This is a genomic window from Rhizobium sp. C1, from assembly GCF_021026335.1.
Lineage (GTDB): Bacteria > Pseudomonadota > Alphaproteobacteria > Rhizobiales > Rhizobiaceae > Ensifer_A.
The window spans coordinates 197185-221116 of the sequence record NZ_JAJNCY010000003.1 but is presented as its reverse complement, the minus strand read 5'-3'; the positions used below and the strand labels follow the sequence as shown (position 1 = coordinate 221116).

Annotated in this window: 22 protein-coding genes; 19 read left to right on the top strand and 3 right to left on the bottom strand. The window is 62.6% G+C overall.

Features of this window, described 5'->3' with window-relative positions; translation table 11 throughout:
• The first annotated feature begins 3 nt into the window (after positions 1-3).
• From kdpC to LQK83_RS09240, 3 genes are read left to right on the top strand one after another with little or no spacing between them, the layout of a single operon-like run.
• Positions 4-573 carry a potassium-transporting ATPase subunit KdpC gene (kdpC, locus tag LQK83_RS09250; protein WP_230837111.1) on the top strand — a complete coding sequence of 190 codons (570 nt, stop codon included), beginning with the start codon at positions 4-6 and terminating at the stop codon, positions 571-573.
• Between the two features lie 8 nt (positions 574-581).
• A complete protein-coding gene (locus tag LQK83_RS09245; RefSeq protein WP_230837110.1) occupies positions 582-3263 on the top strand; it encodes a sensor histidine kinase in 2682 nt (893 codons plus the stop codon).
• Positions 3260-3952 carry a response regulator gene (locus tag LQK83_RS09240; protein WP_230837109.1) on the top strand — a complete coding sequence of 231 codons (693 nt, stop codon included), beginning with the start codon at positions 3260-3262 and terminating at the stop codon, positions 3950-3952. The genes LQK83_RS09245 and LQK83_RS09240 overlap by 4 nt, the downstream gene beginning before the upstream one ends.
• A gap of 2 nt (positions 3953-3954) precedes the next feature.
• Here LQK83_RS09240 and LQK83_RS09235 read toward each other — a convergent pair whose 3' ends face one another.
• A complete protein-coding gene (locus LQK83_RS09235) occupies positions 3955-4854 on the bottom strand; it encodes a LysR family transcriptional regulator (protein ID WP_230837108.1) in 900 nt (299 codons plus the stop codon).
• Between the two features lie 126 nt (positions 4855-4980).
• Between LQK83_RS09235 and LQK83_RS09230 the strand changes: the two genes are divergently transcribed.
• The 6 genes from LQK83_RS09230 (at position 4981) to LQK83_RS09205 (ending at position 10172) form a co-directional block, all read left to right on the top strand.
• Complete coding sequence (locus tag LQK83_RS09230; protein ID WP_230837107.1) at positions 4981-5913, top strand: VOC family protein; 933 nt, start codon at positions 4981-4983, stop codon at positions 5911-5913.
• A gap of 61 nt (positions 5914-5974) precedes the next feature.
• Positions 5975-6574, top strand: coding sequence for an alpha/beta hydrolase (locus LQK83_RS09225; RefSeq protein WP_230837106.1), 600 nt, complete (start codon positions 5975-5977; stop codon positions 6572-6574).
• Positions 6575-6869: 295 nt separating this feature from the next.
• Complete coding sequence (locus LQK83_RS09220; protein ID WP_330166273.1) at positions 6870-8381, top strand: PAS domain S-box protein; 1512 nt, start codon at positions 6870-6872, stop codon at positions 8379-8381.
• A complete protein-coding gene (fixJ, locus tag LQK83_RS09215; protein ID WP_230837105.1) occupies positions 8368-8988 on the top strand; it encodes a response regulator FixJ in 621 nt (206 codons plus the stop codon). The genes LQK83_RS09220 and fixJ overlap by 14 nt, the downstream gene beginning before the upstream one ends.
• Before the next feature lie 88 nt (positions 8989-9076).
• On the top strand, positions 9077-9436 hold the full coding sequence (locus tag LQK83_RS09210; RefSeq protein WP_230837104.1) for a hypothetical protein: 360 nt from the start codon (positions 9077-9079) through the stop codon (positions 9434-9436).
• A gap of 94 nt (positions 9437-9530) precedes the next feature.
• On the top strand, positions 9531-10172 hold the full coding sequence (locus LQK83_RS09205) for a helix-turn-helix domain-containing protein (RefSeq protein ID WP_230837103.1): 642 nt from the start codon (positions 9531-9533) through the stop codon (positions 10170-10172).
• A 21-nt stretch (positions 10173-10193) separates the two neighbouring features.
• Here the strand turns inward: LQK83_RS09205 and LQK83_RS09200 are convergent, their stop codons facing one another.
• Complete coding sequence (locus LQK83_RS09200; RefSeq protein WP_230837102.1) at positions 10194-11189, bottom strand: murein L,D-transpeptidase catalytic domain family protein; 996 nt, start codon at positions 11187-11189, stop codon at positions 10194-10196.
• 145 nt (positions 11190-11334) lie between these two features.
• Here LQK83_RS09200 and LQK83_RS09195 point away from each other — a divergent pair, with 145 nt between their 5' ends.
• From LQK83_RS09195 to LQK83_RS09170, 6 genes are all read left to right on the top strand, one after another.
• Positions 11335-12243, top strand: coding sequence for a LysR substrate-binding domain-containing protein (locus tag LQK83_RS09195; protein WP_230837101.1), 909 nt, complete (start codon positions 11335-11337; stop codon positions 12241-12243).
• Positions 12244-12370: 127 nt separating this feature from the next.
• Positions 12371-13525 carry an ABC transporter substrate-binding protein gene (locus LQK83_RS09190; RefSeq protein ID WP_230837100.1) on the top strand — a complete coding sequence of 385 codons (1155 nt, stop codon included), beginning with the start codon at positions 12371-12373 and terminating at the stop codon, positions 13523-13525.
• 276 nt (positions 13526-13801) lie between these two features.
• On the top strand, positions 13802-14800 hold the full coding sequence (locus LQK83_RS09185) for an ABC transporter ATP-binding protein (RefSeq protein WP_230837099.1): 999 nt from the start codon (positions 13802-13804) through the stop codon (positions 14798-14800).
• Positions 14797-15738 (top strand): ABC transporter permease, encoded by a 942-nt coding sequence (locus LQK83_RS09180; protein ID WP_230837098.1) that lies wholly within the window; start codon positions 14797-14799, stop codon positions 15736-15738. The genes LQK83_RS09185 and LQK83_RS09180 overlap by 4 nt, the downstream gene beginning before the upstream one ends.
• A complete protein-coding gene (locus LQK83_RS09175; RefSeq protein WP_230837097.1) occupies positions 15728-16543 on the top strand; it encodes an ABC transporter permease in 816 nt (271 codons plus the stop codon). The genes LQK83_RS09180 and LQK83_RS09175 overlap by 11 nt, the downstream gene beginning before the upstream one ends.
• Before the next feature lie 20 nt (positions 16544-16563).
• Entirely contained in the window at positions 16564-17991 is a 1428-nt protein-coding gene (locus tag LQK83_RS09170; protein WP_230837096.1) for a gamma-aminobutyraldehyde dehydrogenase, read from the top strand.
• Between the two features lie 28 nt (positions 17992-18019).
• On the opposite strand, the gene LQK83_RS09165 is transcribed toward LQK83_RS09170, so the two are convergent.
• On the bottom strand, positions 18020-19012 hold the full coding sequence (locus LQK83_RS09165; RefSeq protein WP_230837095.1) for an AraC family transcriptional regulator: 993 nt from the start codon (positions 19010-19012) through the stop codon (positions 18020-18022).
• A gap of 133 nt (positions 19013-19145) precedes the next feature.
• Here LQK83_RS09165 and LQK83_RS09160 point away from each other — a divergent pair, with 133 nt between their 5' ends.
• From LQK83_RS09160 to LQK83_RS09145, 4 genes are read left to right on the top strand one after another with little or no spacing between them, the layout of a single operon-like run.
• Positions 19146-20813: an acyl-CoA synthetase gene (locus tag LQK83_RS09160; protein WP_230837094.1), complete on the top strand. Its 1668-nt coding sequence runs from the start codon at positions 19146-19148 to the stop codon at positions 20811-20813.
• Between the two features lie 10 nt (positions 20814-20823).
• Complete coding sequence (locus LQK83_RS09155) at positions 20824-21591, top strand: 3-hydroxyacyl-CoA dehydrogenase (protein ID WP_230837093.1); 768 nt, start codon at positions 20824-20826, stop codon at positions 21589-21591.
• 22 nt (positions 21592-21613) lie between these two features.
• Positions 21614-22804, top strand: a complete 1191-nt coding sequence (locus tag LQK83_RS09150; RefSeq protein ID WP_230837092.1) for an acetyl-CoA C-acyltransferase — start codon at positions 21614-21616, stop codon at positions 22802-22804.
• On the top strand, positions 22804-23931 hold the full coding sequence (locus tag LQK83_RS09145) for an acyl-CoA dehydrogenase family protein (RefSeq protein ID WP_230837091.1): 1128 nt from the start codon (positions 22804-22806) through the stop codon (positions 23929-23931). The genes LQK83_RS09150 and LQK83_RS09145 overlap by 1 nt, the downstream gene beginning before the upstream one ends.
• Position 23932 lies beyond the last annotated feature (1 nt).

Here is a 23932-nt window from a genome sequence, read left to right as displayed (position 1 = left end):
TCCATGTTGAAACATCTTCGCCCCGCATTCTCGCTGGTCATTCTCATGACCCTCGTGACCGGCGTCGCCTATCCCTTTGCCATGACCGGCGTCGCCAAGGTCGCCGCCCCCGCCAAGGCGGAGGGCAGCCTCATTGCCAAGGATGGCCAGATCGTCGGCTCCACTCTGATTGGCCAGAACTTTTCGAGCGATCGCTACTTCTGGCCCCGCCCGTCCGCAACCTCGCCGAACCCCTATGATCCGACAGGCTCGGGCGGCTCGAACCTTGGGCCGACCGCGGCAAAGCTCAAGGACCGCGTCGCCGGCGATGTCGACAAGCTGAAGAAGACCGGCGTTGCCACGCCGATCCCCGCCGATGCCGTCACCGCCTCCGGCTCCGGCCTCGACCCGGACATCACGCCACAGAACGCGCTGATGCAGGTCGGGCGCGTGGCGCAGGCGCGCGGGCTCGATGTCGGCAAGGTCGCCGATCTCGTCAATGCCCATGTCGAAAAGCGGCTCTTCGGCTTCATCGGCGAACCGCATGTTAACGTGCTTGAGCTCAATATGGCGCTCGACGCCCTCAAGAGCTGACAGGACGCATGGCAGGAAACGGCCAGGATCAGATCAAACGTCCGGACCCGGATGCGCTGCTTGCCCTTGCGGATAAGGACCGCAGGGGCAAGCTGACCATTTTTCTGGGCGCGGCTCCCGGCGTCGGCAAGACCTATGCCATGCTCCAGCGCGCCAGGCGGCTGCGCGCTGCCGGAACCGACATCATCGTCGGGCTGGTCGAGACCCATGGCCGCAGCGAGACCGCCTCGCTTCTCGAAGGCCTCGATATCCTGCCTCGCCGCGAGATCGACTATCGCGGCCGCACACTGCACGAATTCGATCTCGATGCGGCGCTTGCCCGGCGCCCCACCGTCATCATTGTGGACGAGTTGGCTCATTCCAACCCGGAAGGCAGCCTGCATCCCAAGCGCTATCAGGACATCGACGACCTGCTGGACGCCGGCATCAATGTCTGGACGGCGCTCAATATCCAGCATGTCGAGAGCCTGTCCGATCTCGTCACCCAGATCACCGGCGTGACCATCCGCGAGCGCGTGCCCGACAGCGTGCTCAACCGCGCCGACGAGATGCTGCTTGTGGACCTGCCGCCCGCGGAACTCATCGAGCGCCTGCAGGAGGGCAAGGTCTATCTGCCGGAAAGCGCCAACCGCGCCGTCGACCGCTTCTTCCGCATTGGCAACCTGACCGCCTTGCGCGAACTGGCGCTGCGCCGCACCGCCGACCGTGTCGACGACCAGATCGTCGATTATCTCAAACAGAACGCTATTGCCGGCCCTTGGGCCAGCGGCGAACGGTTGATCGTCTGCGTCGGCGCAGACCCGCTCTCCGAAATCGTCGTGCGCGCGGCGGCGCGCCTCGCCTCCGGGCTCAACGCGCCCTTCGTCGCCGTCCATGTCGAGCGCGCCGACCGGGAGAATGACGATGCCGCCGCGATCCGGCAGCTCGACAAGGTGCTGCGGCTGGCCGAAGAACTCGGCGGCGAGGTCAAGCGCATCGTCGGCCGCGACTATGTCGAGGAAATCCTGAAATTTGCGGCGGCCGAACACGCGACCCAGATCGTCATCGGCTCAAGCCCGAAACGCGGCTGGGCCTTCTGGCGGCGGGGCTCGCTGCAGGATGCGCTGACGGCCCATGCAGGCGGTCTGGCCCTGCATGTCGTCACCGCCGACAGGGTGCCGGAGAAGCGCCGCAAGCCACGCCCCAACGTCGACCTCGCCTCGCTGCGCATGAATGTGCTGATCGGCGTCGCGGCCGTCGCGGCAGCAAGCCTGATCGGCGAAGGCATCGACCAGATCATCCATCTGCCGAACCTCTCCATCATCTTCCTGATGGGCGTGCTGGTCGCCGCCGTCTATGGCGGGCTGACGTCGGCGCTACTGGCCTCGGCGCTCTCGACGCTGGCCTACAATTTCCTCTTCATCGAGCCGCGCTACACGCTGACCGTCGCCGAGCCTTATGAAGTCTTCGCGCTTGTGGCCTATCTCTGCGCCGCCGTTCTGACGGGCAGTCTCGCGGCGCGAAGCCGCGAACGCGCCAAGGCAGCCCGCAGCCGTGCTGTCGCCATGCAGGCGCTCTACGACTTCTCGCGCAAGCTGTCCGGCACCACGAATATCGAGGAAGTTCTCTGGGCCGCCGTCACCCAGCTTCAATCGGGCCTGAAGAAGAACGTCCTCCTGCTTCTGCCCGTCGAGGGTGATCTGAAGACTCTCGCCGCCTGGCCGCCGGACACGGAACCCGACGTCGCCGATCTCACCGCCGCACGTTGGGCGCATGAAAAGCGCGAGCATGCCGGCTTTGGAACCGGCACACTGCCCAACAGCCGTTTCCATTTCCGTCCGCTGATGAGCCCGCATGGCGTCGTCGGCGTCTGTGGCGTCGAGCTTGCGGAAGAAACGCTGAACCCGACCGATGAGCGCATGCTGACAGCCATCCTCGACCAGACGGCCGTCGCCATCGATCGCGCCCGCCTGTCTCAGGAAAGCGTCGACCAGGCCGCGCAGCTGGAAGGCGAGCGCTATCGCGACGCGCTTCTCTCCTCGATCTCGCATGATCTCAAGACGCCGCTGGCCACCATCACCGGCGCGGTCAGCAGCCTGCGCGAATTCGGCGACAGGATGCAGCCGGAAAGCCGCGACGATCTCCTGCAATCGATCGAGCAGGAAAGCGACCGCCTGTCCCGCTTCGTTGCCAACCTGCTGGACATGAGCCGCATCGAATCCGGCGCGCTGAAATTTACCCGCGACTGGGTGGATGTCGCCGATGTCGTGCGCACCGCCGTCGAGCGGGCGCGGAAATATTTCCCCGGCCGCAGCATAGAGACAGGCCTTGCTGCCGACCTGCCGCTGATCGAGGCGGACAGCGTGCTGCTCGGACAGGTACTTTTCAATCTGCTCGACAACGCGGTCAAATATGGCGGTACGGAGCCGATCAATGTCTATGCCCGCCGTGATGGCGAAGCGGTGATCATCTCCGTCACCGACCTCGGCAAGGGCATTCCACCGGAAGAGCTGGAACGGGTCTTTGAAAAGTTCTATCGACGCGGCAAGAGCGATGGTCGCGCGCCGGGGACCGGCCTTGGCCTTTCCATCGCCCGAGGCTTCATCGAGGCGATGGGCGGCACAATCAAGGCCGAAAGCCCGGCGCTGAAGAAACGGGGAACCCGCATCACCATGCGGTTTCCTCTGAAACCCGCGAGGAACGACGCATGAGCCTGGACCGCATTCTGGTCGTCGATGACGAGCCGCAGATCCAGCGCTTCCTGAAACCCGCGCTCAATGCTGCCGGCTATGAGGTCATGGAGGCAGGGACCGGCGCGGAAGCGCTGAAAGCGGTCGCCACGGCTGCACCCGATGTGGTCATCCTCGATCTCGGCCTGCCGGACATGGATGGCAAGGACGTCGTGGCGCAGCTGCGCGGCTGGTCGGATATCCCCATCATCATCCTTTCCGCCCGCGACCGCGAGAGCGAGAAGATCGCCTCTCTCGACCTCGGCGCGGACGATTATGTCGAAAAGCCCTTCGGCATCGGCGAGCTGACGGCCCGCATCCGAACGGCGCTGCGCCGCAAGAACAAGGAAACCGCCGTTTCCACGCATTTCACCATCGACGGACTGGACATAGACACGCAACGCCGGATCGTCTCGCGCGACGGAGCGCCGATCAAGCTGACGCCGAAGGAATATGATCTTCTCGTCCTGCTATCCCGGCACGCGGGCCGCGTCGTCACCCATAAGATGCTGCTGACCTCCGTCTGGGGTCCGGCGCATGGCGAGGACCTGCATTATCTGCGCGTCTTCATCGGCCAGCTGCGGCAGAAGATCGAGCGGAACCCGACGGAGCCGGTGATCATTCGCACCGAACCGGGCGTCGGCTACCGCTTTGCCGAAAGCGCCGGCTGAACTCAGACCGGCCGCACGCGGGTCACGTAGTTCTCGAAGAAATCCGAGAACCTCGCGACACGCATCGGGAGCTTCTCATAGGGCGGATAGTAGAGCGTGAGCCAGAGTTCGGCGGGTTCCCAGTCGGGCAGTACGGGAACGAGATGACCGGAGCCTAGCACCTCCTCGACGATGAAATGGGGGAGCAGCGCGATTCCCTCGCCGTTTTCCGCCAGCCGCGCCGAAACCTCGCCATTATTCGTCGCCAGCACCTTTCCCGCGTGAACCTTTCGCATGCGTCCAGCCTTCGAAAGTTCCCACTCTTCTGCCAGTGCCTCCTCATCGAAGGCGATGCAGTCGACCTGTCTGAGGTCCTCGGGCTCCTGCGGGGTTCCGTTGATCGCCAGATAGCCCGGCGAGGCGACCAGGAGCCGGCGCACGGGGCGGATCTTGCGCCAGATCGTGGACTTGTCCTGCGGCGCGCGCGAGATGCGAATGGCAAGATCGAAGCCACCCGAAACGATATCGATGAAATGGTCGGTCAGCGACAGAGACACGCTGATATCCGGGTTCTCGACACGAAGCCCGGAGACAACATCCGGCAATATCCTCTGTCCGAGAGACAGCGGCGCATTGAGCCGAATATGGCCTGAAACGTGATCGGTCTGCGCCCGAACCTCATCGGCAACAGTTTCGAACTCATCGAGCAACGGCGAGATGCGCGCGGCATAGACCGCACCCGCTGACGTCAGCGACACCTGCCGCGTCGTGCGCAGGAGAAGCTGGACGCCGAGTTCGGCTTCGAGCGTACTGACCGCCCGTGTCACGGTCGGGGCCGTCATCGACAATTGCCGCGCGGCGGCCACGAAGCTGCGATGGCGCGCGACGGCGAGAAATATCCGAATGTTGGTCAGATCGCTCATGTCGATAATTTCACATTATGCAATAATATTGTCAATTTTATTTCTATTCACAATAGGACGCCTGGGGGCCATCTTCTGCCCATCGGAGGACGCAAACACGGCGTCCCGCAAGAAAGGACCAAGGCAATGCTGACTCAGATCAAGGGATTGCACCATGTGACCTCGATGGCCGCGGATGCGCAGGTCAACAGCGATTTCTTTACCAAGACGCTGGGCCTTCGCCGCGTCAAGAAGACCGTCAATTTCGATGCCCCTGAGGTCTATCACCTCTATTACGGCGACGAAGTCGGGACCCCCGGCTCGGTCATGACCTATTTCCCCTTCCCGGATATCGCCGCCGGCAAGGCAGGCGTGGGCGAAGTTGGCGAGACCTATTTCGCCGTTCCCAAGGGCTCGCTCGGCTACTGGCGCGAACGCCTTTCCAAGTTCGGCGTCCAGGGTCTTGCCGAAACGGAAGCTTTTGGCGAAAAGCGCCTGCGCTTTGCCGGCCCCGACAATGACGGCTTCTCGCTGATCGAGGTCGATGGCGACGACCGGAACGGCTGGCTGCACGACGAGATCGGCGCGGCGGAAGCGATCAAGGGCTTTCATGGTGCGAGCATGCGCCTCAAGGATGCGGGCGCCACCCGCGAACTTCTCGGCTTCATGGGCTACCAGAAGGTCGACGAAAAGAACGAATGGTCGCGCTATGCCATCCCCGGCGGCAACGGTGCCGATTTCATCGACATCGAAACGCTTCCCGGTGCAGGCTTTGCTCGTCAGGGTGCCGGCTCGGTACACCACATCGCCTTTGCGGTGGAAGACAGGGCAGCCCAGCTGGAAGTCCGCAAGGCACTTCTCGACACCGGCTATCAGGTCACCGCGGTCATCGACCGCGATTACTTCTGGGCGATCTATTTCCGCACGCCCGGCGGCGTTCTTTTCGAGATCGCCACCAACGAACCGGGCTTCGATCGCGACGAGGATACGGCCCATCTCGGCCAGGCTCTGAAGCTGCCGACGCGCTATGAACCGCATCGCCAACAGATCGAAGGTCTGCTGAAGCCGATCGTCGATTGATGGCAACGCAACACAAAGCAGCGGGATCGCAAAAGCGGTCCCGCCTGTTGGAGATGATGACATGACCACCTACCATGCTTTCACGAAGGCGCCAGCGCCGGGCGCACCGCTCATCTTTGCCTTTCACGGCACAGGCGGCAACGAATTCCAGTTCAACGAACTGATCGGTGAGATCCGTTCGGATGCGGGCATCGTCGCGCCGGGGGGCGATGTCAGCGAACACGGTGCGCTGCGCTTCTTCCGCCGCACAGGCGAAGGCGTCTACGACATGGACGACCTGAAGCTTCGCACCGAACGGATGGCGGCCTTTGTCGCCGCACAAAAGGAGGCGCATCCAGGCCACCCGCTCTACGGGTTGGGCTATTCCAACGGCGCCAATATCCTCGCCTCGGTGATGTTCGAACATCCGGATCTGTTTGAAAAAGTCGCGCTGCTGCATCCTCTTATTCCTTGGGAGCCGGAGGCAAACGAAGGGCTGAACGGCAAGCAAGTCCTGATCACCGCCGGCGAGCGCGACCCGATCTGCCCGCTTCCGCTGACCCAGCGGCTGATTTCCTACTTCGGCGGTCAGGGCAGCCGCGTCGAAGCCGCCTTTCATCCCGGCGGGCATGAAATCCGTCAGGGGGAACTGCAGGCTCTCGCGCAGTTCCTCGGTGCCTGAGGGCGCAAGGCCCCGGCGATGTGGCCTTTGCCTTCTTCTCACGGGCCTTCAGCGACGCCACCCCGCTGTCGTCCAGATCGGACAACCGCGGGGTTAAATTGCTGTCCCAACCGAGTGTGCAGCGAGCACAACGGATGCCGGTGTCTCACAAGCTGATCACTATCCCAAACAAAATTAGCTAACCTTATGAACACACGTGGACATCGTTCAAAATCGAGTGCTAAAACACGACAACTGACGAACATCAATTCCTGATGGGCGCTTCAAGTTCGGGTTGCATTATTGGTGGGGAAATATGCGCTCAAGGCTCGGCGATAGTGCAGTTGAGCGGTCTGGCTCGAGATGGGCATTCCTGTCGCGTCGCCAGCGCGCCTATGCCGTTGCCATTCTGGCGGCCTTTTGCGCGATCGGCATCTGTCTCGTCTTCAAGTCACGTATGAGCGATTCGCTCGCCGCCATGATTCTCGCCATGCCTGTGGTTGCGTCTGCGGCCATTGGCGGGTTTGGACCTGTGCTGATCGCGGGCCTCCTGTCGCTGGCGGCCCTCGTCGCATTGGACGACCACGCCGACCTCGCCTTTTCACTCGGCCCGGCGATGGCGTTTGCGCTTCTTGTCGTCTCGATCGCCCTGCTGGCGGAGGTCCTGCAGCGCACGCGCGATGCCGGGCGGCAAGCTCTCGCAGAGATGACCGCGCAGGCCGCACATCTGAAATCGGTTCTGGACACCGCTCCGGATGCCGCCGTGGTCGCCAATCCAGACGGGATCATCGTCTCCTTCAATGCCGCTGCCGTCCGCCAGTTCGGCTATAGCGAACAGGAAGCGATCGGCCGGAACCTGCGCATTCTCATGCCGGAGCCGTACAGGGCCGAACATGACGGTTATATCGCCAGATACCGCAACACCGGCGAGCGACGGATCATCGGCATCGACCGCGTTGTCGTCGGCAAGCGCAAGGACGGGTCGACCTTCCCGATGAAACTTGCCGTCGGCGAGACACATAGCGAGGGCAAACGCTATTTCACGGGCTTCATCCGCGACCTCACCGAGCGCGAGGAATCCGAAGCCCGGCTGCAGGCGATCCAGGGCGAACTGGCCCGCCTTGCCCGTCTCAACGAAATGGGCGAAATGGCCTCGACGCTGGCCCACGAACTGAACCAGCCGCTCTCCGCCATCTCCAACTATGTCCACGGCTGTTCGCGGCTGCTGCGCGACATGGACGACGATCTCGCGAGCCGCATGCGCGATGCGCTGGACGAGGCCGGCCGGCAGTCGCTGCGCGCCGGGCAGATCATCCGGCACCTGCGCGAATTCGTGACCAAGGGCGAGACGGAAAAGAACCCCTACAATATCCGCAAGCTGATCGAGGAGGCTGGCGCGCTGGCGCTGGTCGGCTCCCGCGAAAAGGGTGTGCGCGCCGTCTTCGACTTTGCCTCCGAGGCGGAACTGGTCATGGTGGATCACGTCCAGATCCAGCAAGTGCTGATCAACCTGATGCGCAATGCCATTGAGGCGATGAAAGATTCGTCCACCAAGCAACTGGTCGTGCGCACGGCACGTTCGGCACCGGGTGAAATCAGCATCACGGTCGCCGATACCGGACCGGGGATCGCGGAGGAGATTTCCGCCCAGCTCTTCAAGCCCTTCACCACGACGAAGCCAGGCGGGATGGGAATTGGACTTTCCATCTCCAAACGCATCGTGGAGGCTCATGGCGGACGGATGGCTGTGATCTCCAACGAACATGGCGGCGCCACATTCGAATTTACGTTGCCGGAATACGAGGAAACCACCGATGTCGAAGACTGACTTCACGGTGCACATCGTCGATGACGAGGAAGCGGTGCGCAAATCGCTCGCCTTCATGCTGACCATGAACGGCTTTGCCGTTCGCATGCATCAGTCGGCAACGGAATTCCTCGATTTCGCGCCCAGCGCCCGCGACGCGGTTCTCATAACCGACCTGCGCATGCCCGATATGAGCGGCGTCGAACTCATACGCAAGCTCGCCACCGTCAACGGGGCGATCCGCCCCGTCGTGATCACCGGCCATGGCGACGTGCCGATGGCGGTCGAGGCGATGCGTGCCGGCGCGGTCGACTTCATCGAAAAACCCTTCGACGATACGCTGATCATCGAGGCGATCCACCGAGCAGCGGATGGGTTGACGCCGTCTACCGGCGAAGGCGAGGACGTGAACACGGTCAAGGCCCGGATCGACAGCCTCAGCGAACGCGAGCGGCAAGTTCTTTCCGCCGTTGTCGCCGGCCTTCCCAACAAGGCCATTGCCTACGATCTCGACATCAGCCCCCGCACCGTCGAAGTCCACCGCGCCAATGTCATGGCCAAGATGGCGGCGAAAAGCTTGCCGGAACTCGTGCGGATGGCGCTTGCTGCCGGCTTTCATGCTGCGTGATTTTTGATATATAACAAAGCGCATGCGGAAGGGTTTCTGCAGAATGGCGCATTGAAGCCGGATTTTCGGCAAGTTCATTGTGCCAACCATGCCCAAGTCACGCCCCATTGTCGTCATCGTGCCAGATCAGGCCCTCAACAAGTCTCTCGCCTTCGCGCTGGAGGCTGACGGCTATCGTGTGTCGAGCTTTTCGTCCGTTGCCGCAGCGACAAAGGCGCTGCCGGAGGCGCTCTGTATCATCGCCGATGACGGTGTACTGAAGGCTGCTGTCTCGCCGAATGATCTCTCAAGCTTTGCGGGACGAACCTTGCTTCTGAGGGAACATGGAGCGATGCCGCGCCATGACGCCATGACCGTGCTCAGCAAGCCGCTCAGCGGCGCCGACGTTCTGGCTGCCGTCGCCCGTTTCATCCCGCCTGCAACCCTGACCGACCCCGCCTACGTATGACTACGTAGTGGTACAACCGAATTTCGCAACTCGACGCGATCCAGCATAGTCACCTCACAGTCAAACGCCGCACAGCAAGACAGAGGTGGTTCAAATGCAGGCTCTCGCACACACTCAAGCCTTCCAGCCGGTTCCTGCCTCGCATATCCATGCGGCCAACATCCTGAACGGGCCCGGCTCGCTCACGACCTATTCGGCAGACGAGGAAATCTACGGCCAGGGCGAACGCGCTGGTACACTCTATGAAGTCCGCTACGGCGCAGTGCGACTCTATCGGCTTCTCTCCGATGGCCGCCGGCAGGTCGTGGCCTTTCACTTTGCGGGCGAGACCTTCGGCTTCGAGACCGAGGGCGTGCACAGCTTCTTCGCCGAAGCCATCGTCGAAACGGGCCTGCGCAAGGTCGTCACCCACGCCAACAGCAACATCAATCCGGAAATGCTGGCGCTGGCGCTGCGCGGCATGATCCGCGCGCAGCAGCACCTTCTGGTCGTCGGCCGCCAATGCGCCTCGGAAAAGCTCGGGGCCTTTCTGCTCGATCTCGCCGAACGCCAGGGCGATCCGGACCGTATCGACCTGCCGATGTCGCGCCTCGACATCGGCGACTATCTCGGCATGACGATCGAAACCGTGTCGCGCAGCATCTCCAAGCTGAAGGCCGCCGGCATTCTCAAGCTGCACAGCCTGCGTTCGGTCGAAATCCTGAAGCCCGAAAAGCTCCGCCAGATCTGCAATTAAGGCATCACCCTTCGGCGCGTCTCAGCGCTGCGCTGTCTTCTTCTGCAACGGAATGGCGTCCGCGCCGGTGCAAAGCGGAACCGGCTTCGGCGGCGGACCGGGATGATCGTGCCGGTATTGCGCGATCAATGGCTCCAGCACATCCTTTGACCAGTAATGCGGGCTACCGATTTCCGTCATGCAGGACGAATTCCAGTAAAGCCCCGCCTGCGCCGGGCTCTTTCCCGCCTTAGCGGCCATTTCAACCGCCTTCACCACGGATGCCTCGGGATAGATGTAGACCGTTGTGGGCGAATCCTTGACCATGTTCATGATCGTCGACGCGTCCGACTGGCTCCAGCTGGTGCAGCCATTGCTGCGGCCGCCCGCATAATCGACCAGCTTGCCGAAGGGCACATAACCGTCCTTGTTGGCGTGGCTGTCGCCGGGGGCCTTGCGCATGCACACGCCCTTGATCGTCACTGCCGCATGGCCGCCGATGGCGCGCTTGCGGGCATTCGCCGTCTCGCCCTCACCGTCAAACTGCACGAAGGTGCGGCTCAGCATACCGATCTGGTTTGGCGATGCTTTGTAATAGCCCTTGAACGAGGTCTTCAGCTCACTGGTGATATAGGAGCCGCCCATGGTGAGATCGGAATCGGCCGCATTGCCAAAATTCTTCACGCATTCGCGGCCGTTCTGGAAATTGACGAGCCCCGGCAGGTTGCGCCCGCTGCCATGGCCTGACGCGATCACACGAAACACCTGCTGGCTTTCGCAGATGATGTAGAAGCGGCCCGCCGGCGTGTTGGGGCGCGTGGCGTCCATGGCAAAGTAGCAGCCGTTATGGACCTTGCCTTCCTTCACCTTCTCATAATAGAGCGCCCGCGCCTTGGAGAGAACAGGCGCGGCAATCTGCCCGTCGCCGACGCCAACATGGGCCATCAGCCAGGCAGGTGTTTCGGCTGACAAGGCTGGAGACGCTGCCAGACCGACGGTCAAAAGCAGCGAACGGGAAAGAGTGCCTGAAAAGCGCACGGGAGACCTCCGCGAATCAATACCGATGCCAGTACGGTCCGATTATGGCACGGCATGGGCAACAAAACATTGCCGGACGCGAATCCTTGTCACCGTGCGCTCCAGCGCGCTATGACCAAGCGCGGACATTAGCCGGAGATCGCCTTTGGCCTTCACTTTGAGACAGTTGCAGTATTTCGTTGCAGTGGCGGAGCAAGGCACGGTTTCCGGCGCCGCCCATGTCATGTCGATCTCGCAATCCTCGATCACCGAAGCGGTGAAGGAACTGGAGCAGGATCTCGGCGTCCTCCTCTTCGACCGCCATCCGCGCGGGCTCGCCATCACCCAGCAGGGCCACCAGTTTCTCCGCCACGCGACCAAGATCCTCGCCAGCGTATCGGAAGCACGGCAGGTCTTCGACGCCGATCCAGAAATGCTGAAAGGCTCGCTGCAACTCGGCGTGACATCTCTGGTCGCCGGTTACGTGCTCTCCGACCTCCTTGCCCGCTATCGCCGCGCCTTTCCGGGTGTCGAGGTCAACACGATCGAGGATGACGGCAACTATCTCGAACATCTGCTGATCGGCGGCGAGCTGGATGTCGCTGTGGTGCTCCTCAACAACCTGCGCGACCGTCAGGCGCTGCAGGTCGAAACGCTGGAAATGTCGCCCTTCAGCCTCTGGCTTCCGGCGGGCCACGATCTCGCGTCGCGGGAATCCATTACCGTCGAGGACATTGCCGGGCAGCCGCTGATCATGCTGACCACGGACGAGATCGAGGAGGCGACGCGCAAGCTCCTCGGTGTCTTCGGCGCGCGGCCGCGCGTCGCCTTCCGCACCCGCTCGGTGGAGGCCGTGCGCTCGTTGGTGGCGACGGGCGCCGGTGTCGCCATCCTGCCCGACATGATCTATCGCCCCTGGTCGCTGGAAGGCGACCGCATCGAAGCCCGCGACGTTTCAGCGTCTCTGCCGGCTATTCATGTTGGTCTCGTCTGGCGCAGGGGTCTCAGCCTTTCGGCACCGCTCAGGAATTTCATCGCGCTTGCACAGGCCCAACGTACGCCTCGACTCCGCTGAGGAGCTTGATATCGGAAATTCCGAAACCGGATTTCTGATAAAAGAAATTGCGAACGCTCACCGCCCGCATATCATCCCCTTATCGCCTAATGGAAATATCCGGGCACTCACCGCTAAGGGGAACATCATGAAGTCCATTCTGAACATCACGACTGCGCTTACCCTCGTTCTCGGCTCCACCCTGCCGGCCTTTTCGGCAGAGATGAAGGAAATCGGCAAGGGCGAAGGCGAAGTCGATATCGTCGCCTGGGCCGGCTATATCGAACGCGGCGAAAGCGACAAGGCTTATGACTGGGTCACCGGTTTCGAGAAGGAAACCGGTTGCAAGGTCCATGTGAAGACCGCCGCCACCTCGGATGAAATGGTAACCCTGATGAACCAGGGCGGATTCGACCTCGTCACCGCCTCGGGCGACGCCTCGCTCCGCCTTGTTGCTGGCAAGAAGGTGCAACCGATCAATACCAGCCTGATCAAGAACTGGGCGAATGTAGACAAGCGCCTGCAGGATGCACCCTGGCACACGGTCGATGGCAAGCACTATGGCACACCCTATCAGTGGGGCCCGAACGTGCTGATGTACAATACCAAGGCCTTCAACGATAAGGCGCCGGAAAGCTGGGACGTCGTCTTCAAGGAAATGACGCTGCCCGACGGCAAGTCGAACAAGGGTCGCGTTCAGGCCTATGACGGCCCGATCTACATCGCCGACGCCGCCCTTTACCTGAAGACGGCAAAGCCGGAACTCGGCATCAAGGACCCCTACCAGCTCAATGAAAAGCAATATGCCGCTGCCATCGAGCTCCTGAAGGGCCAGCGTTCTCTCGTCGGTCGCTACTGGCATGACGCGACCGTCCAGACCGACGACTTCAAGAATGAAGGCGTCGTCGCCTCCGGTTCCTGGCCCTACCAGGTCAACCTGCTGCAGGCCGCCAAGCAGCCCATCGCTTCGACCATTCCGAAAGAAGGCGCAACCGGCTGGGCCGATACGACGATGATGCATGTCGACGCCAAACATCCGAACTGCGCCTATATGTGGCTCAACCACTCGCTCGACACCAAGGTGCAGGGTGATGTCGCCGCCTGGTTCGGTTCAGTGCCGGCCGTTCCCGCAGCCTGCAAGGGCAACGAACTTCTCGGCGAAAGCGGCTGCGCCACCAACGGCTTCGACAATTTCGAGAAGATTTCCTTCTGGAAGACGCCCACCGCCAAGTGCGAACAGGGAACCTGCGTGCCGTATTCCAAGTGGGTCAGCGACTACATCGCCGTGATGGGCGGGCAGTGATCTGCCTCGGCAGAGCACGCCTGAAAACCCCTCACCTGCAATTTTCATCGTTTAGCTGTCACGAGCGCCGGTCGATCGTGTGGCACCGTTTCGGGCGTGACAGCTAATTCGATGAAATTGCTTCCTCTCCCACACGGGGAGAGGACGACCTGGCAACCTCTCGCGCCACCTCTCCCCCCCTGTGGTAGAGGAAGCAAAATCAGCATCTTAGCTTTAACTGAGTGCTAGATTTTGCAGGTGAGGGGTGCATTCTTCCCCGCATACCGGAGACCACCCATGCCTGCAGCCGTAACCTTCCGCTCCGTCTCGCGCCACTTCGGCGCGGTCAAAGCGGTGGACAGTGTCGATCTTGAGATCGCCGAGGGCGAGTTCTTCGCCATGCTGGGACCATCCGGTTCCGGCAAGACGACATGCCTGCGCCTGATAGCCGGTTTCGAGCAGCCCGATGGCGGCGAGATTTCCATACTCGGGACCAGCGCCAACGGCGTTCCGCCGTGGAAGCGCCACGTCAACACTGTCTTTCAGGACTACGCCCTCTTCCCGCATATGGCGATCCTCGACAATGTCGCCTATGGCCTCATGGTGCGGGGCGTCGACAAGGCGACCCGCCACAAGGCCGCGGAAGAGGCTCTCGACCTCGTCAAGCTCGGCGGCTATGGCGCACGTCGAACCGGTCAGCTCTCCGGCGGCCAGCGCCAGCGTGTGGCGCTCGCCCGTGCGCTCGTCAACAAGCCAAGCGTGCTTCTGCTCGACGAGCCTCTCGGCGCACTCGACCTCAAGCTGCGTGAGGCGATGCAGGAAGAGCTGAAAGGTCTTCAGAAGCGGCTCGGCATCACCTTCGTGCTCGTGACCCACGATCAGGGCGAAGCGCTCTCCATGGCCGACCGGGTCGCCGTCTTCAACGAAGGCCGCATCGTGCAGTCCGGTGCGCCGGAAGACATCTACAATCGCCCGAAGACCCGCTTCGTCGCCGATTTCGTCGGCTCCTCCAACATCCTGTCACCCTCGTTAAGCGGGAGCCTGTCAGGTGACAGGCGCTGGAAAAGCCTCCGCCCCGAGGCGTTCACGCTGGAACCCGGCAACGGCCGCCTGTCACTCACCGGAACCCTCGAAGCCTCGAGTTTCATGGGCGCTGTCCGCCGCGTTTCCTTGAAAGTTGCGGATACCAGCATCCATGCACACCTGCCTGCCGGAGCTGCCCTTCCCGCGGACGGCGAAGCCCTCACGTTGCATTTCGCACCCGAGGCGCTGAACCCGCTGGAGGATGCAGCATGACGGCCAGCGCCTCACCGGCAAGCCCCGACAGCCTCGCCTCCCGTGCGTCTGCCGCTCTTTGGCGCTCACCGCGCCTGCTGCTTCTGCTTCTGCTCACCCCACCTCTCCTCTGGCTCGGCGTCGTTTATGTCGGATCGCTGGCAGCGCTTCTCGCGCAGAGCTTCTTCTCCTTCGACGACTTCACCGCGCAGGTGACCTATGAGCTGACGCTCTCCACCTATGCGGAACTGCTGAGCCCCGCCAATTTCGACATCATCGTGCGCACCGTCACCATGGCAGCATTGGTGACGATCGCCTCCGCCATCCTCGCCTTCCCCATTGCCTATTATGCCGCGCGTTATGCCAAGGGCCGCTGGAAAGCCTTTTTCTATCTCGGCGTCATGCTGCCGCTCTGGTCGAGCTATCTGGTCAAGATCTATGCCTGGAAAATGATCCTGTCCAAGGAGGGCATCATCAGCTGGGCTGCGGACAAGCTGCATCTCGGCTGGCTGCTCGATGCCTGGCTGTCGCTGCCTGTCGTCGGCGGCAATTCGCTTTCGGTGAGCGCGACCGGCACCTTCCTCGTCTTCCTCTATATCTGGCTGCCCTATATGATCCTGCCGATCCAGGCCGCGCTCGAGCGCGTGCCGTCGAACCTCATCGAGGCCTCGTACGATCTCGGCGGCGGACCGGGCAAGACCTTCCGCCATGTCCTCCTGCCGCTCGCCATGCCGGGCGTCGCCGCAGGCTCCATCTTCACCTTCTCGCTGACGCTGGGCGATTATATCATTCCGGGCATCATCGGCACCTCGCGCCTCTTCATCGGGCAGGCGGTCTATACGCAGCAGGGCACGGCCGGCAATATTCCGCTCGCCGCCGCCTTCTCGGTCGTCCCGGTCGTCATCATGGCCTTCTATCTCTGGGGCGCCAAGAAACAGGGAGCGTTCGATGCGCTCTGACAAGCACAACCGCGCGCCGTTCCCTCTCACGCTGGCAGCCACCGGCGGCCTGCTCTTCCTGCATCTGCCGCTGCTGCTGATCTTCGCCTATGCGTTCACGACAGAGGACAAGAGCTTCCAGTGGCCGCCGCCGGGCTTCACCACGCGCTGGCTCGCCGTCACCTGGGCGAGGCCCGACGTCTGGCAGGCGCTGACGCTCTCGCTGCAGGTCGCGGCGATCGCCACCGCCTTCGCCCTTGTTCTCGGCACGCTCTGCGCTGCAGCCCTCTCCCGCGCCCGCTTCTTCGGGCAGGAGGCGATCACGCTGCTCGTCATCCTGCCGATCGCGCTGCCCGGCATCGTCACGGGCATAGCGCTGCGCTCCGCCTTCGGGATGATGGGAATTCCCTTTTCCTTCTGGACCATCGTGCTCGGCCACGCGACCTTCTGCATCGTGGTGGTCTATAACAATGCGGTCGCCCGCTTCCGCCGCATGTCGCCCTCGCTGGTCGAAGCCTCCTACGATCTCGGCGCGAACGGGTTCCAGACCTTCCGCCATGTTATCCTGCCGAATATCGGCACCGCGTTGCTTGCCGGCGGCATGTTGGCCTTCGCGCTCTCCTTCGACGAGGTGATCGTGACGACGTTTACGGCAGGCCAGCAGCAGACGCTGCCGATCTGGATGCTGGAGGAACTCATCCGCCCGCATGAACGGCCGGTGACCAATGTGGTTGCCATGGCGGTCGTGCTGGTGACACTCATCCCCATTCTCGGGGCCTATTATCTCACCCGCGACGGCGCAGAAACCGCCGGTAGCGGCAAATGACAGACGGAAAGGGAACGATCATGGAAACCGAAATGCTCATCGGCGCCTCCTTCATCAAGGGTGAGGAGCAGGAAGAAAACATCCTCAATCCGCGCAGTGCCGAGACCATCCTGAACCTGCCGGAAGCCTCGCCGGCGCAGATCGAGGCGGCCGTTTCCGCCGCGCGCGGTGCCTTCTCCACCTGGTCGCGCACGACGCCGGGCGAGCGCTCCGCGCTTCTGCTCAAGATCGCCGATGCCATCGAGGCCGATGCGGACGCCTTCGCCGCGCTGGAATCGCTCAATTGCGGCAAGCCGATCAACGCCGTGCGCAACGATGAAATTCCAGCGATTGTCGATTGCTTCCGCTTCTTCGCCGGCGCGATCCGTAACCAGCACGGCACGATTGCCGGCGAATATCTGCCGGGCTTCACTTCGATGATCCGCCGCGATGCCGTCGGCGTCATCGGGTCGATTGCGCCGTGGAACTATCCGCTGATGATGATGGCCTGGAAGCTGGCACCGGCAATCGCAGGCGGCAACACTGTCGTCTTCAAGCCGTCGGAACAGACGCCGCTCACGGCGCTCAAAATGGCGAAGCTTCTCGCCAATATCTTGCCCGAAGGCGTCGTCAACGTCATCCTCGGCCGCGGCGAGAGCGTCGGCAATACGCTGATAAACCATCCGGGCATCGACATGGTCTCGATCACCGGCGACATCGCCACCGGCAAGAAGGTGCTGCAGGCCGCCTCCAAGTCGGTCAAGCGCACCCATCTGGAACTCGGCGGCAAAGCCCCGGTCATCGTCTATGGCGATGCCGATATCGACGCAGCGGTCGCCGGCATCCGCGCCTTCGGCTTCTACAATGCCGGCCAGGACTGCACTGCAGCCTGCCGGATCTATGCGCACAAGTCGGTCTATGACCGCTTCGTCGCGGATCTGAGCAGCGCCGTCTCCTCCATCCGCTACAACCTCGCCGACGACAGCGAGAACGAGATCGGCCCGCTGATCTCGCGCCGCCAGCGCGACCGCGTCGCAAGCTTCGTCCAGCGCGCCGCCGAAACCGGCCACGTCGAAGTCACGGCCGGCGGTGCGATCCCCGATGGCTCCGGCTTCTACTACCAGCCGACCGTGGTCGCCGGCGCTCTGCAGAATGACGAGATCGTCCGCCGCGAAGTTTTCGGCCCCGTCGTCTCCGTCACGCCGTTTGGCGATGATGACGACGTCATCGGCTGGGCCAACGATTCCGACTACGGCCTCGCCTCCTCGGTCTGGACAAAGGACATTTCCAAGGCCATGGCCGCAACGGCGGGCCTTCGCTACGGCTGCACCTGGGTCAACACGCATTTCATGCTCTGCAACGAAATGCCCCATGGCGGCCTGAAACAGTCGGGCTATGGCAAGGACATGTCGATCTATGCGCTGGAAGACTACACCGTCGTGCGCCATGTGATGATCGCGCACGGCTGAACCAGCATCTGCGCGAAACCGGGCGGGTTCAAAACCCGCCCTCACCGCGCCGAAAAGCCAGTGGCGTCATGCCCGTCCATTTGAAAAACGCACGATGAAAGGCGCTCGGCTCGGTGTAGCCGAGCGCCGTCGCGATCTGGGCAACGCTGTGCGAGCTGTCCCGCAGCAGGCGTTGCGCTTCCGCCTGACGGATCTCGTCGCGGATCGCCACAAAGCTTTGCCCCTCGGCCTTCAGCCGTCGCCGCAGCGTCGCGGGCGACAGCCGCATGGCCGCAGCGACCGCATCGAAATCCGGCCAGCTGTCAGGACTGATAGTGCGCAGGCGATGGCGGACACCGGCCGTAAAGCCCTGATCGTGACGATAGCGCAAAAGGATATTGGCGGGAGCCGCCCGCAGAAAACCCTTCAGCGCCTTCTCGTCACGGATAATCGGTAGTTTCAGATAATCGGCGCGAAAGGCCATGAGGCTCTGCTTCTGGCCGAAATGAACCGGCGCGCCAAAGAACTGGTGATATTCCTGCCGGTTCGCCGGTTCCGAGCAGGAAAAGTCGACACGGCTCAAGGGAATGCGCCGCCCGATCAACCAGCAGGCAATCCCGAGAAGGATCAGCCAGTAGGTGCGATAGGTGAAGGCCGAGCGCGGGCCGAACTGGTCCGTCAGCACGATCTCGGCAAGCCCGCGCTCCTGCCGCAATTCGCCGTTCGGATCATCCAGCACGATGTTCAGGAAGGTCAGCGCCCGCTTCAGCGCACGCTCCAGCGTGCCCGCATGGATCACCGTGTAGCAGAGCAGCCGGAAGGCACCGGGCCGCATGGGATGGGCCGCCAGTCCGAAAAATTCGTCGCCTGAAAGAGCGGCGATCGAGAGCCACAGCGCGCCGTATTGCTCGTTCGTCACCGGACCGAAAGACTCCGGGTCGATCCCGACGTTTCTGAGCACAGGCGCAGGATCGATACCCTTGACGCGCAGGCTGTCCAGCGCGTCCTCGACAAAACCCGGCGCGATCATCCGGCTTTTCATGCGTGCACCTATTGACATTTCCAATCACCAATTCTGCTTCTGATTGTCATTGTTTGCAAGTCGTGCTGCGTTATGATCCCAGAACGCTCCCGAGGAGACGCCTTTGGCGGGGAGCGAGATTGAGGAGCCCCAGATGTCAGAGACGACTATTCGAGCGACACGGCCGCGCTATGAAGACGCGGTAGCGAGTTTCCGCATCGAGGACGCCATTGCGCGCCTCGAGGGCGATCTAACGGGTAGCGTCAATGCCTGTGTCGAATGCTGCGATCGGCATTGCGGCGACAACCGGCTGGCTTTGCGCTGGATCGGCACCGATGGACGGCTGGAGAGCTTCACCTTCGAAGAGTTGCGCGCCATGTCTGCCCGCGTTGCCAATATGCTGCGGGCTGAAGGCATCGTGGCCGGCGATGTGGTCGCGGGCCTGCTGCCGCGCGTGCCGGAACTCATCGGCTTCATCCTCGGTGCATGGCGCATCGGGGCGGTCTATCAGCCGCTCTTCACCGCCTTTGGCCCAAAGGCCATCGAGCATCGTTTCCAGACGGGATCGACAAAGCTTGTCGCTACCAACAGCGCGAACAGGTCAAAGCTGGCCGATATCGCCAATGGCACGAAGATCGCGACGCTGGTTGCTCCGGGTGAAACCCTGCAGCAAGGTGATATCGATTTCAGCAAGATGCTCGCGGAAGGTTCGGACGTCTTCGAACCGGTCATGCGCCACGGTGACGACCTCATGATGATGATGTCGACCTCCGGCACCACCGGCCTGCCCAAGGGCGTTCCGGTGCCGATCCGCGCACTTCTCTCGTTCGCCGCCTATATGAGCGACGCGATAGATCTGAAAGAGACGGATGTTTTCTGGAACATCGCCGATCCGGGCTGGGCCTATGGTCTCTATTATGCTGTGGCCGGCCCGTTGCTGCTCGGCCAGGCAACAACCTTCTATGAAGGCGGCTTTACTGCCGAAAGCACCTATCAGATTATCGAACGCCTCGGCGTCACGAGTCTCGCAGGTTCGCCCACCGCCTATCGCATGCTGATCGCCGCAGGCGTTGAAGCCGCAAAGCCGCTCAAGGGCAGGCTCCGTGTCGTCAGCAGCGCCGGCGAGCCGCTCAACCCGGAAATCATCCGCTGGTTCGAGGCACATCTCGGCGCCCCCATCCACGATCACTACGGCCAGACGGAAACCGGCATGGTTGTGAACAACCATCATGGTCTCGACCACCCCGTTCGCCACGGCTCGGCCGGCTTTGCTATGCCCGGCTATCGCGTCGTCGTTCTCGATGACGCCGGAAACGAACTCGGGCCCAACCAGCCGGGCATGCTGGCGGTCGACATCAAGCAATCGCCGCTGATGTGGTTCACGGGTTACTACAAGAAGGACACGCCCTCGATCGCCAATGGCTACTACAACACCGGCGACACAGTCGAGTTCGAGCCGGACGGATCGGTCAGCTTCATCGGCCGTTCGGACGATGTGATCACCTCCTCCGGCTACCGCATCGGGCCCTTCGACGTGGAAAGCGCGCTGATCGAGCATCCAGCCGTCATCGAAGCCGCCGTGGTCGGGGTTCCGGACCCGGAGCGCACCGAACTCGTCAAGGCCTTCGTGATCCTTGCCAAAGGCTATGAAGGCACGCCGCAGCTCGCCGAGGAACTGCAGCAGCATGTGCGCAAGCAGCTCTCTGCGCACGCCTATCCCCGCCTCGTGGAATTTGTGAAGGAACTGCCGAAGACGCCGAGCGGCAAGATCCAGCGCTTCATCCTGCGCAAGGCGGAAGTCGAAAAACAGGCCAAGAACTGAGGTCATATCAATGCAAATTAAGGACCGCGTATTTCTGATCACGGGCGCCGCCTCCGGGCTTGGTGCGGGCGTCGCGAAGATGATTGTCGAGGCAGGCGGCAAGACCATGCTGCTCGACGTCAATGCCGATGCACTGAAGACGCTGGCCGCCGAACTCGGTGATGCGGCACAATACCAGCGCACCGACGTGACCAGCGAAGAAGACGGCAAGGCTGCCGTTGCAACCGCCAAGGCCGCCTTTGGCCGCATCGATGGTCTCGTCAATTGCGCCGGAGTGGCACCCGGCGAGCGCATTGTCGGCCGCGATGGACCGCACAAGCTTGAAAGCTTTGCGCGAACTGTCTCCATCAACCTCATCGGAACATTCAACATGCTGCGTCTGGCGGCCGAAGCCATGGCCACTAATGAGCCCGGGGAAAGCGGCGAGCGCGGCGTCATCATCAACACCGCCTCTGTTGCCGCCTTCGATGGCCAGATCGGCCAGGCGGCCTATTCGGCCTCCAAGGGTGGTGTCGCCGCCATGACGCTTCCGGCCGCACGCGAGCTTGCCCGCACCGGGATCCGCGTTCTCGCCATCGCGCCCGGCATTTTCGGCACGCCGATGCTGTTTGCCATGCCGCAGGAAGTGCAGGATTCGCTCGGCGCCTCCGTGCCCTTTCCTTCGCGCCTCGGACGGCCGGATGAATTCGCATCGCTGGTGCGACACATCATCGAGAACCAAATGCTGAACGGCGAAGTCATCCGCCTCGATGGCGCCATCCGCATGGCGCCGCGCTGAACATCGACATAGGAGAGCCCCCATGACGCAGTCCGACCCCATCGTCATCGCCGGCATGGCCCGCACGCCCATGGGCGGGTTCCAGGGCGATCTCTCCGGCGCAACCGCCAGCGAACTCGGCGCGGTGGCCATTTCTGCAGCCACCTCCCGCGCGGGGCTGACCGCCGATCAGATCGAAGAGGTGATCTTCGGCTGCGTCCTGCCGGCTGGCCAAGGTCAGGCTCCGGCCCGTCAGGCGGCACTTGGCGCAGGTGTGCCGCTTTCCACCGTGGCCACCACCGTCAACAAGATGTGCGGCTCCGGCATGAAGGCCGCAATGATGGCGCATGATGCGATCCTTGCAGGGGCGGCGAACATCGTCGTGGCTGGCGGCATGGAGAGCATGACCAATGCACCCTATCTGCTGCCGAAAGCGCGCGGCGGCTATCGCATGGGCCATGGCCAGATCATCGACCACATGTTCATGGACGGTCTGGAAGACGCCTATGACAAGGGCCGCCTGATGGGCACGTTTGCCGAGGATTGCGCAGAAGCGTTCCAGTTCACGCGCGGTGAACAGGACGCCTATGCGATCGCCTCGCTGGAGCGGGCGCAAAAGGCGATCGCCAACGGCCATTTCGCCGGTGAAATCGCCGCCGTGACCGTCAAGGGGCGCAAGGGCGACGTTCAGGTCGTCATCGACGAACAGCCCGGCAAGGCGCAGATCGACAAGATTCCGACGCTGAAGCCCGCCTTCCGCAAGGACGGCACGGTGACGGCCGCGAACTCGTCCTCCATCTCGGATGGCGCGGCTGCGCTCGTGCTGATGCGGCGCTCCGAGGCCGAAAAGCGCGGCCTGACGCCGCTCGCCGCCATCATCGGCCATGCGAGCCACGCGCATGAACCGAACCTCTTCCCCACAGCGCCGATCCACGCGATGCGGAAGCTCTCCGACAAGACCGGCTGGGCGCTGTCCGATGTCGATCTCTTCGAGATCAACGAAGCCTTCGCAGTCGTCGCCATGGCCTCGATGCGCGAGCTTGGCCTGCCGCATGACAAGGTCAACATCCATGGCGGGGCCTGCGCGCTCGGCCATCCGATCGGCGCCTCTGGCGCGCGTATCATGGTGACGCTGCTGGCGGCGCTCCAGACCCACGGCCTGAAACGCGGCATTGCCTCCATCTGCATCGGTGGCGGCGAAGCGACGGCAGTTGCGATTGAAAGGATGTCCTGATGATCCTCGACGAAACGACCGAACAGATCCGCGACGCGGTACGCGACTTCGCGCAGGAGCGGCTCGCTCCGGGTGCGGCCGAACGTGACCTCACCTCCCGCTTTCCGCGCGAGGAACTGACAGAGATGGGCGCGCTCGGCTTTCTCGGCATGCTGGTGCCGGAAGCCTATGGCGGCTCCGATCTCGGCACGCTTGCCTATGCGCTGTCGCTGGAAGAGATCGCCGCGGCCGATGGCGCCTGCTCGACCATCATGTCCGTTCATTCCTCGGTCGGCTGTGTGCCGATCCTGCGCTTCGGCACGGAGGAGCAGAAACAACGCCTCCTGCCCAGGCTTGCCAGCGGCGAATGGATCGGCGGCTTTGCACTGACCGAGCCGCAGGCCGGTTCCGACGCTTCCGCTATACGCACGAAGGCGCGGCGCGATGGCGACCACTATGTCATCGACGGCGCGAAGCAGTTCATCACGTCCGGCAAGAACGGCAACATGATCATCGTCTTCGCCGTCACCGATCCGTCCGCCGGCAAAAAGGGCATTTCCGCCTTCATTGTCCCGACCGACACGCCCGGCTACAAGGTGGTAACCGTCGAAAAGAAGCTCGGCCTGCATTCCTCCGACACTTGCGCCCTCGCCTTCGACGGAATGCGTATCCCGGTCGAAAACCGGTTGGGCGAAGAGGGTGAAGGCTACAAGATTGCACTCGCCAATCTCGAAGGCGGCCGCATCGGCATTGCCTCGCAATCCGTCGGCATGGCGCGCGCCGCCTTCGAGGCCGCCCGCGCCTATGCGCATGAGCGCAAGGCCTTCGGCAAGCCGATCATCGATCAGCAAGCCATCGCCTTCAAACTCGCCGACATGGCAACGCAGATCGAGGCCGCCCGCCACATGGTCGTCCACGCTGCGACGCTCAAGGATGCCGGCAAGCCGTGTCTCACGGAAGCCTCCATGGCCAAGCTCTTCGCCTCGGAAATGGCTGAGCGTGTCTGCTCGGACGCCATCCAGATCCACGGCGGTTACGGCTATCTGTCGGATTATCCCGTCGAGCGCATCTATCGTGACGTGCGCATCTGCCAAATCTATGAGGGCACGAGCGAAGTGCAGCGGCTGGTGATCGCGCGGGGACTGTGAG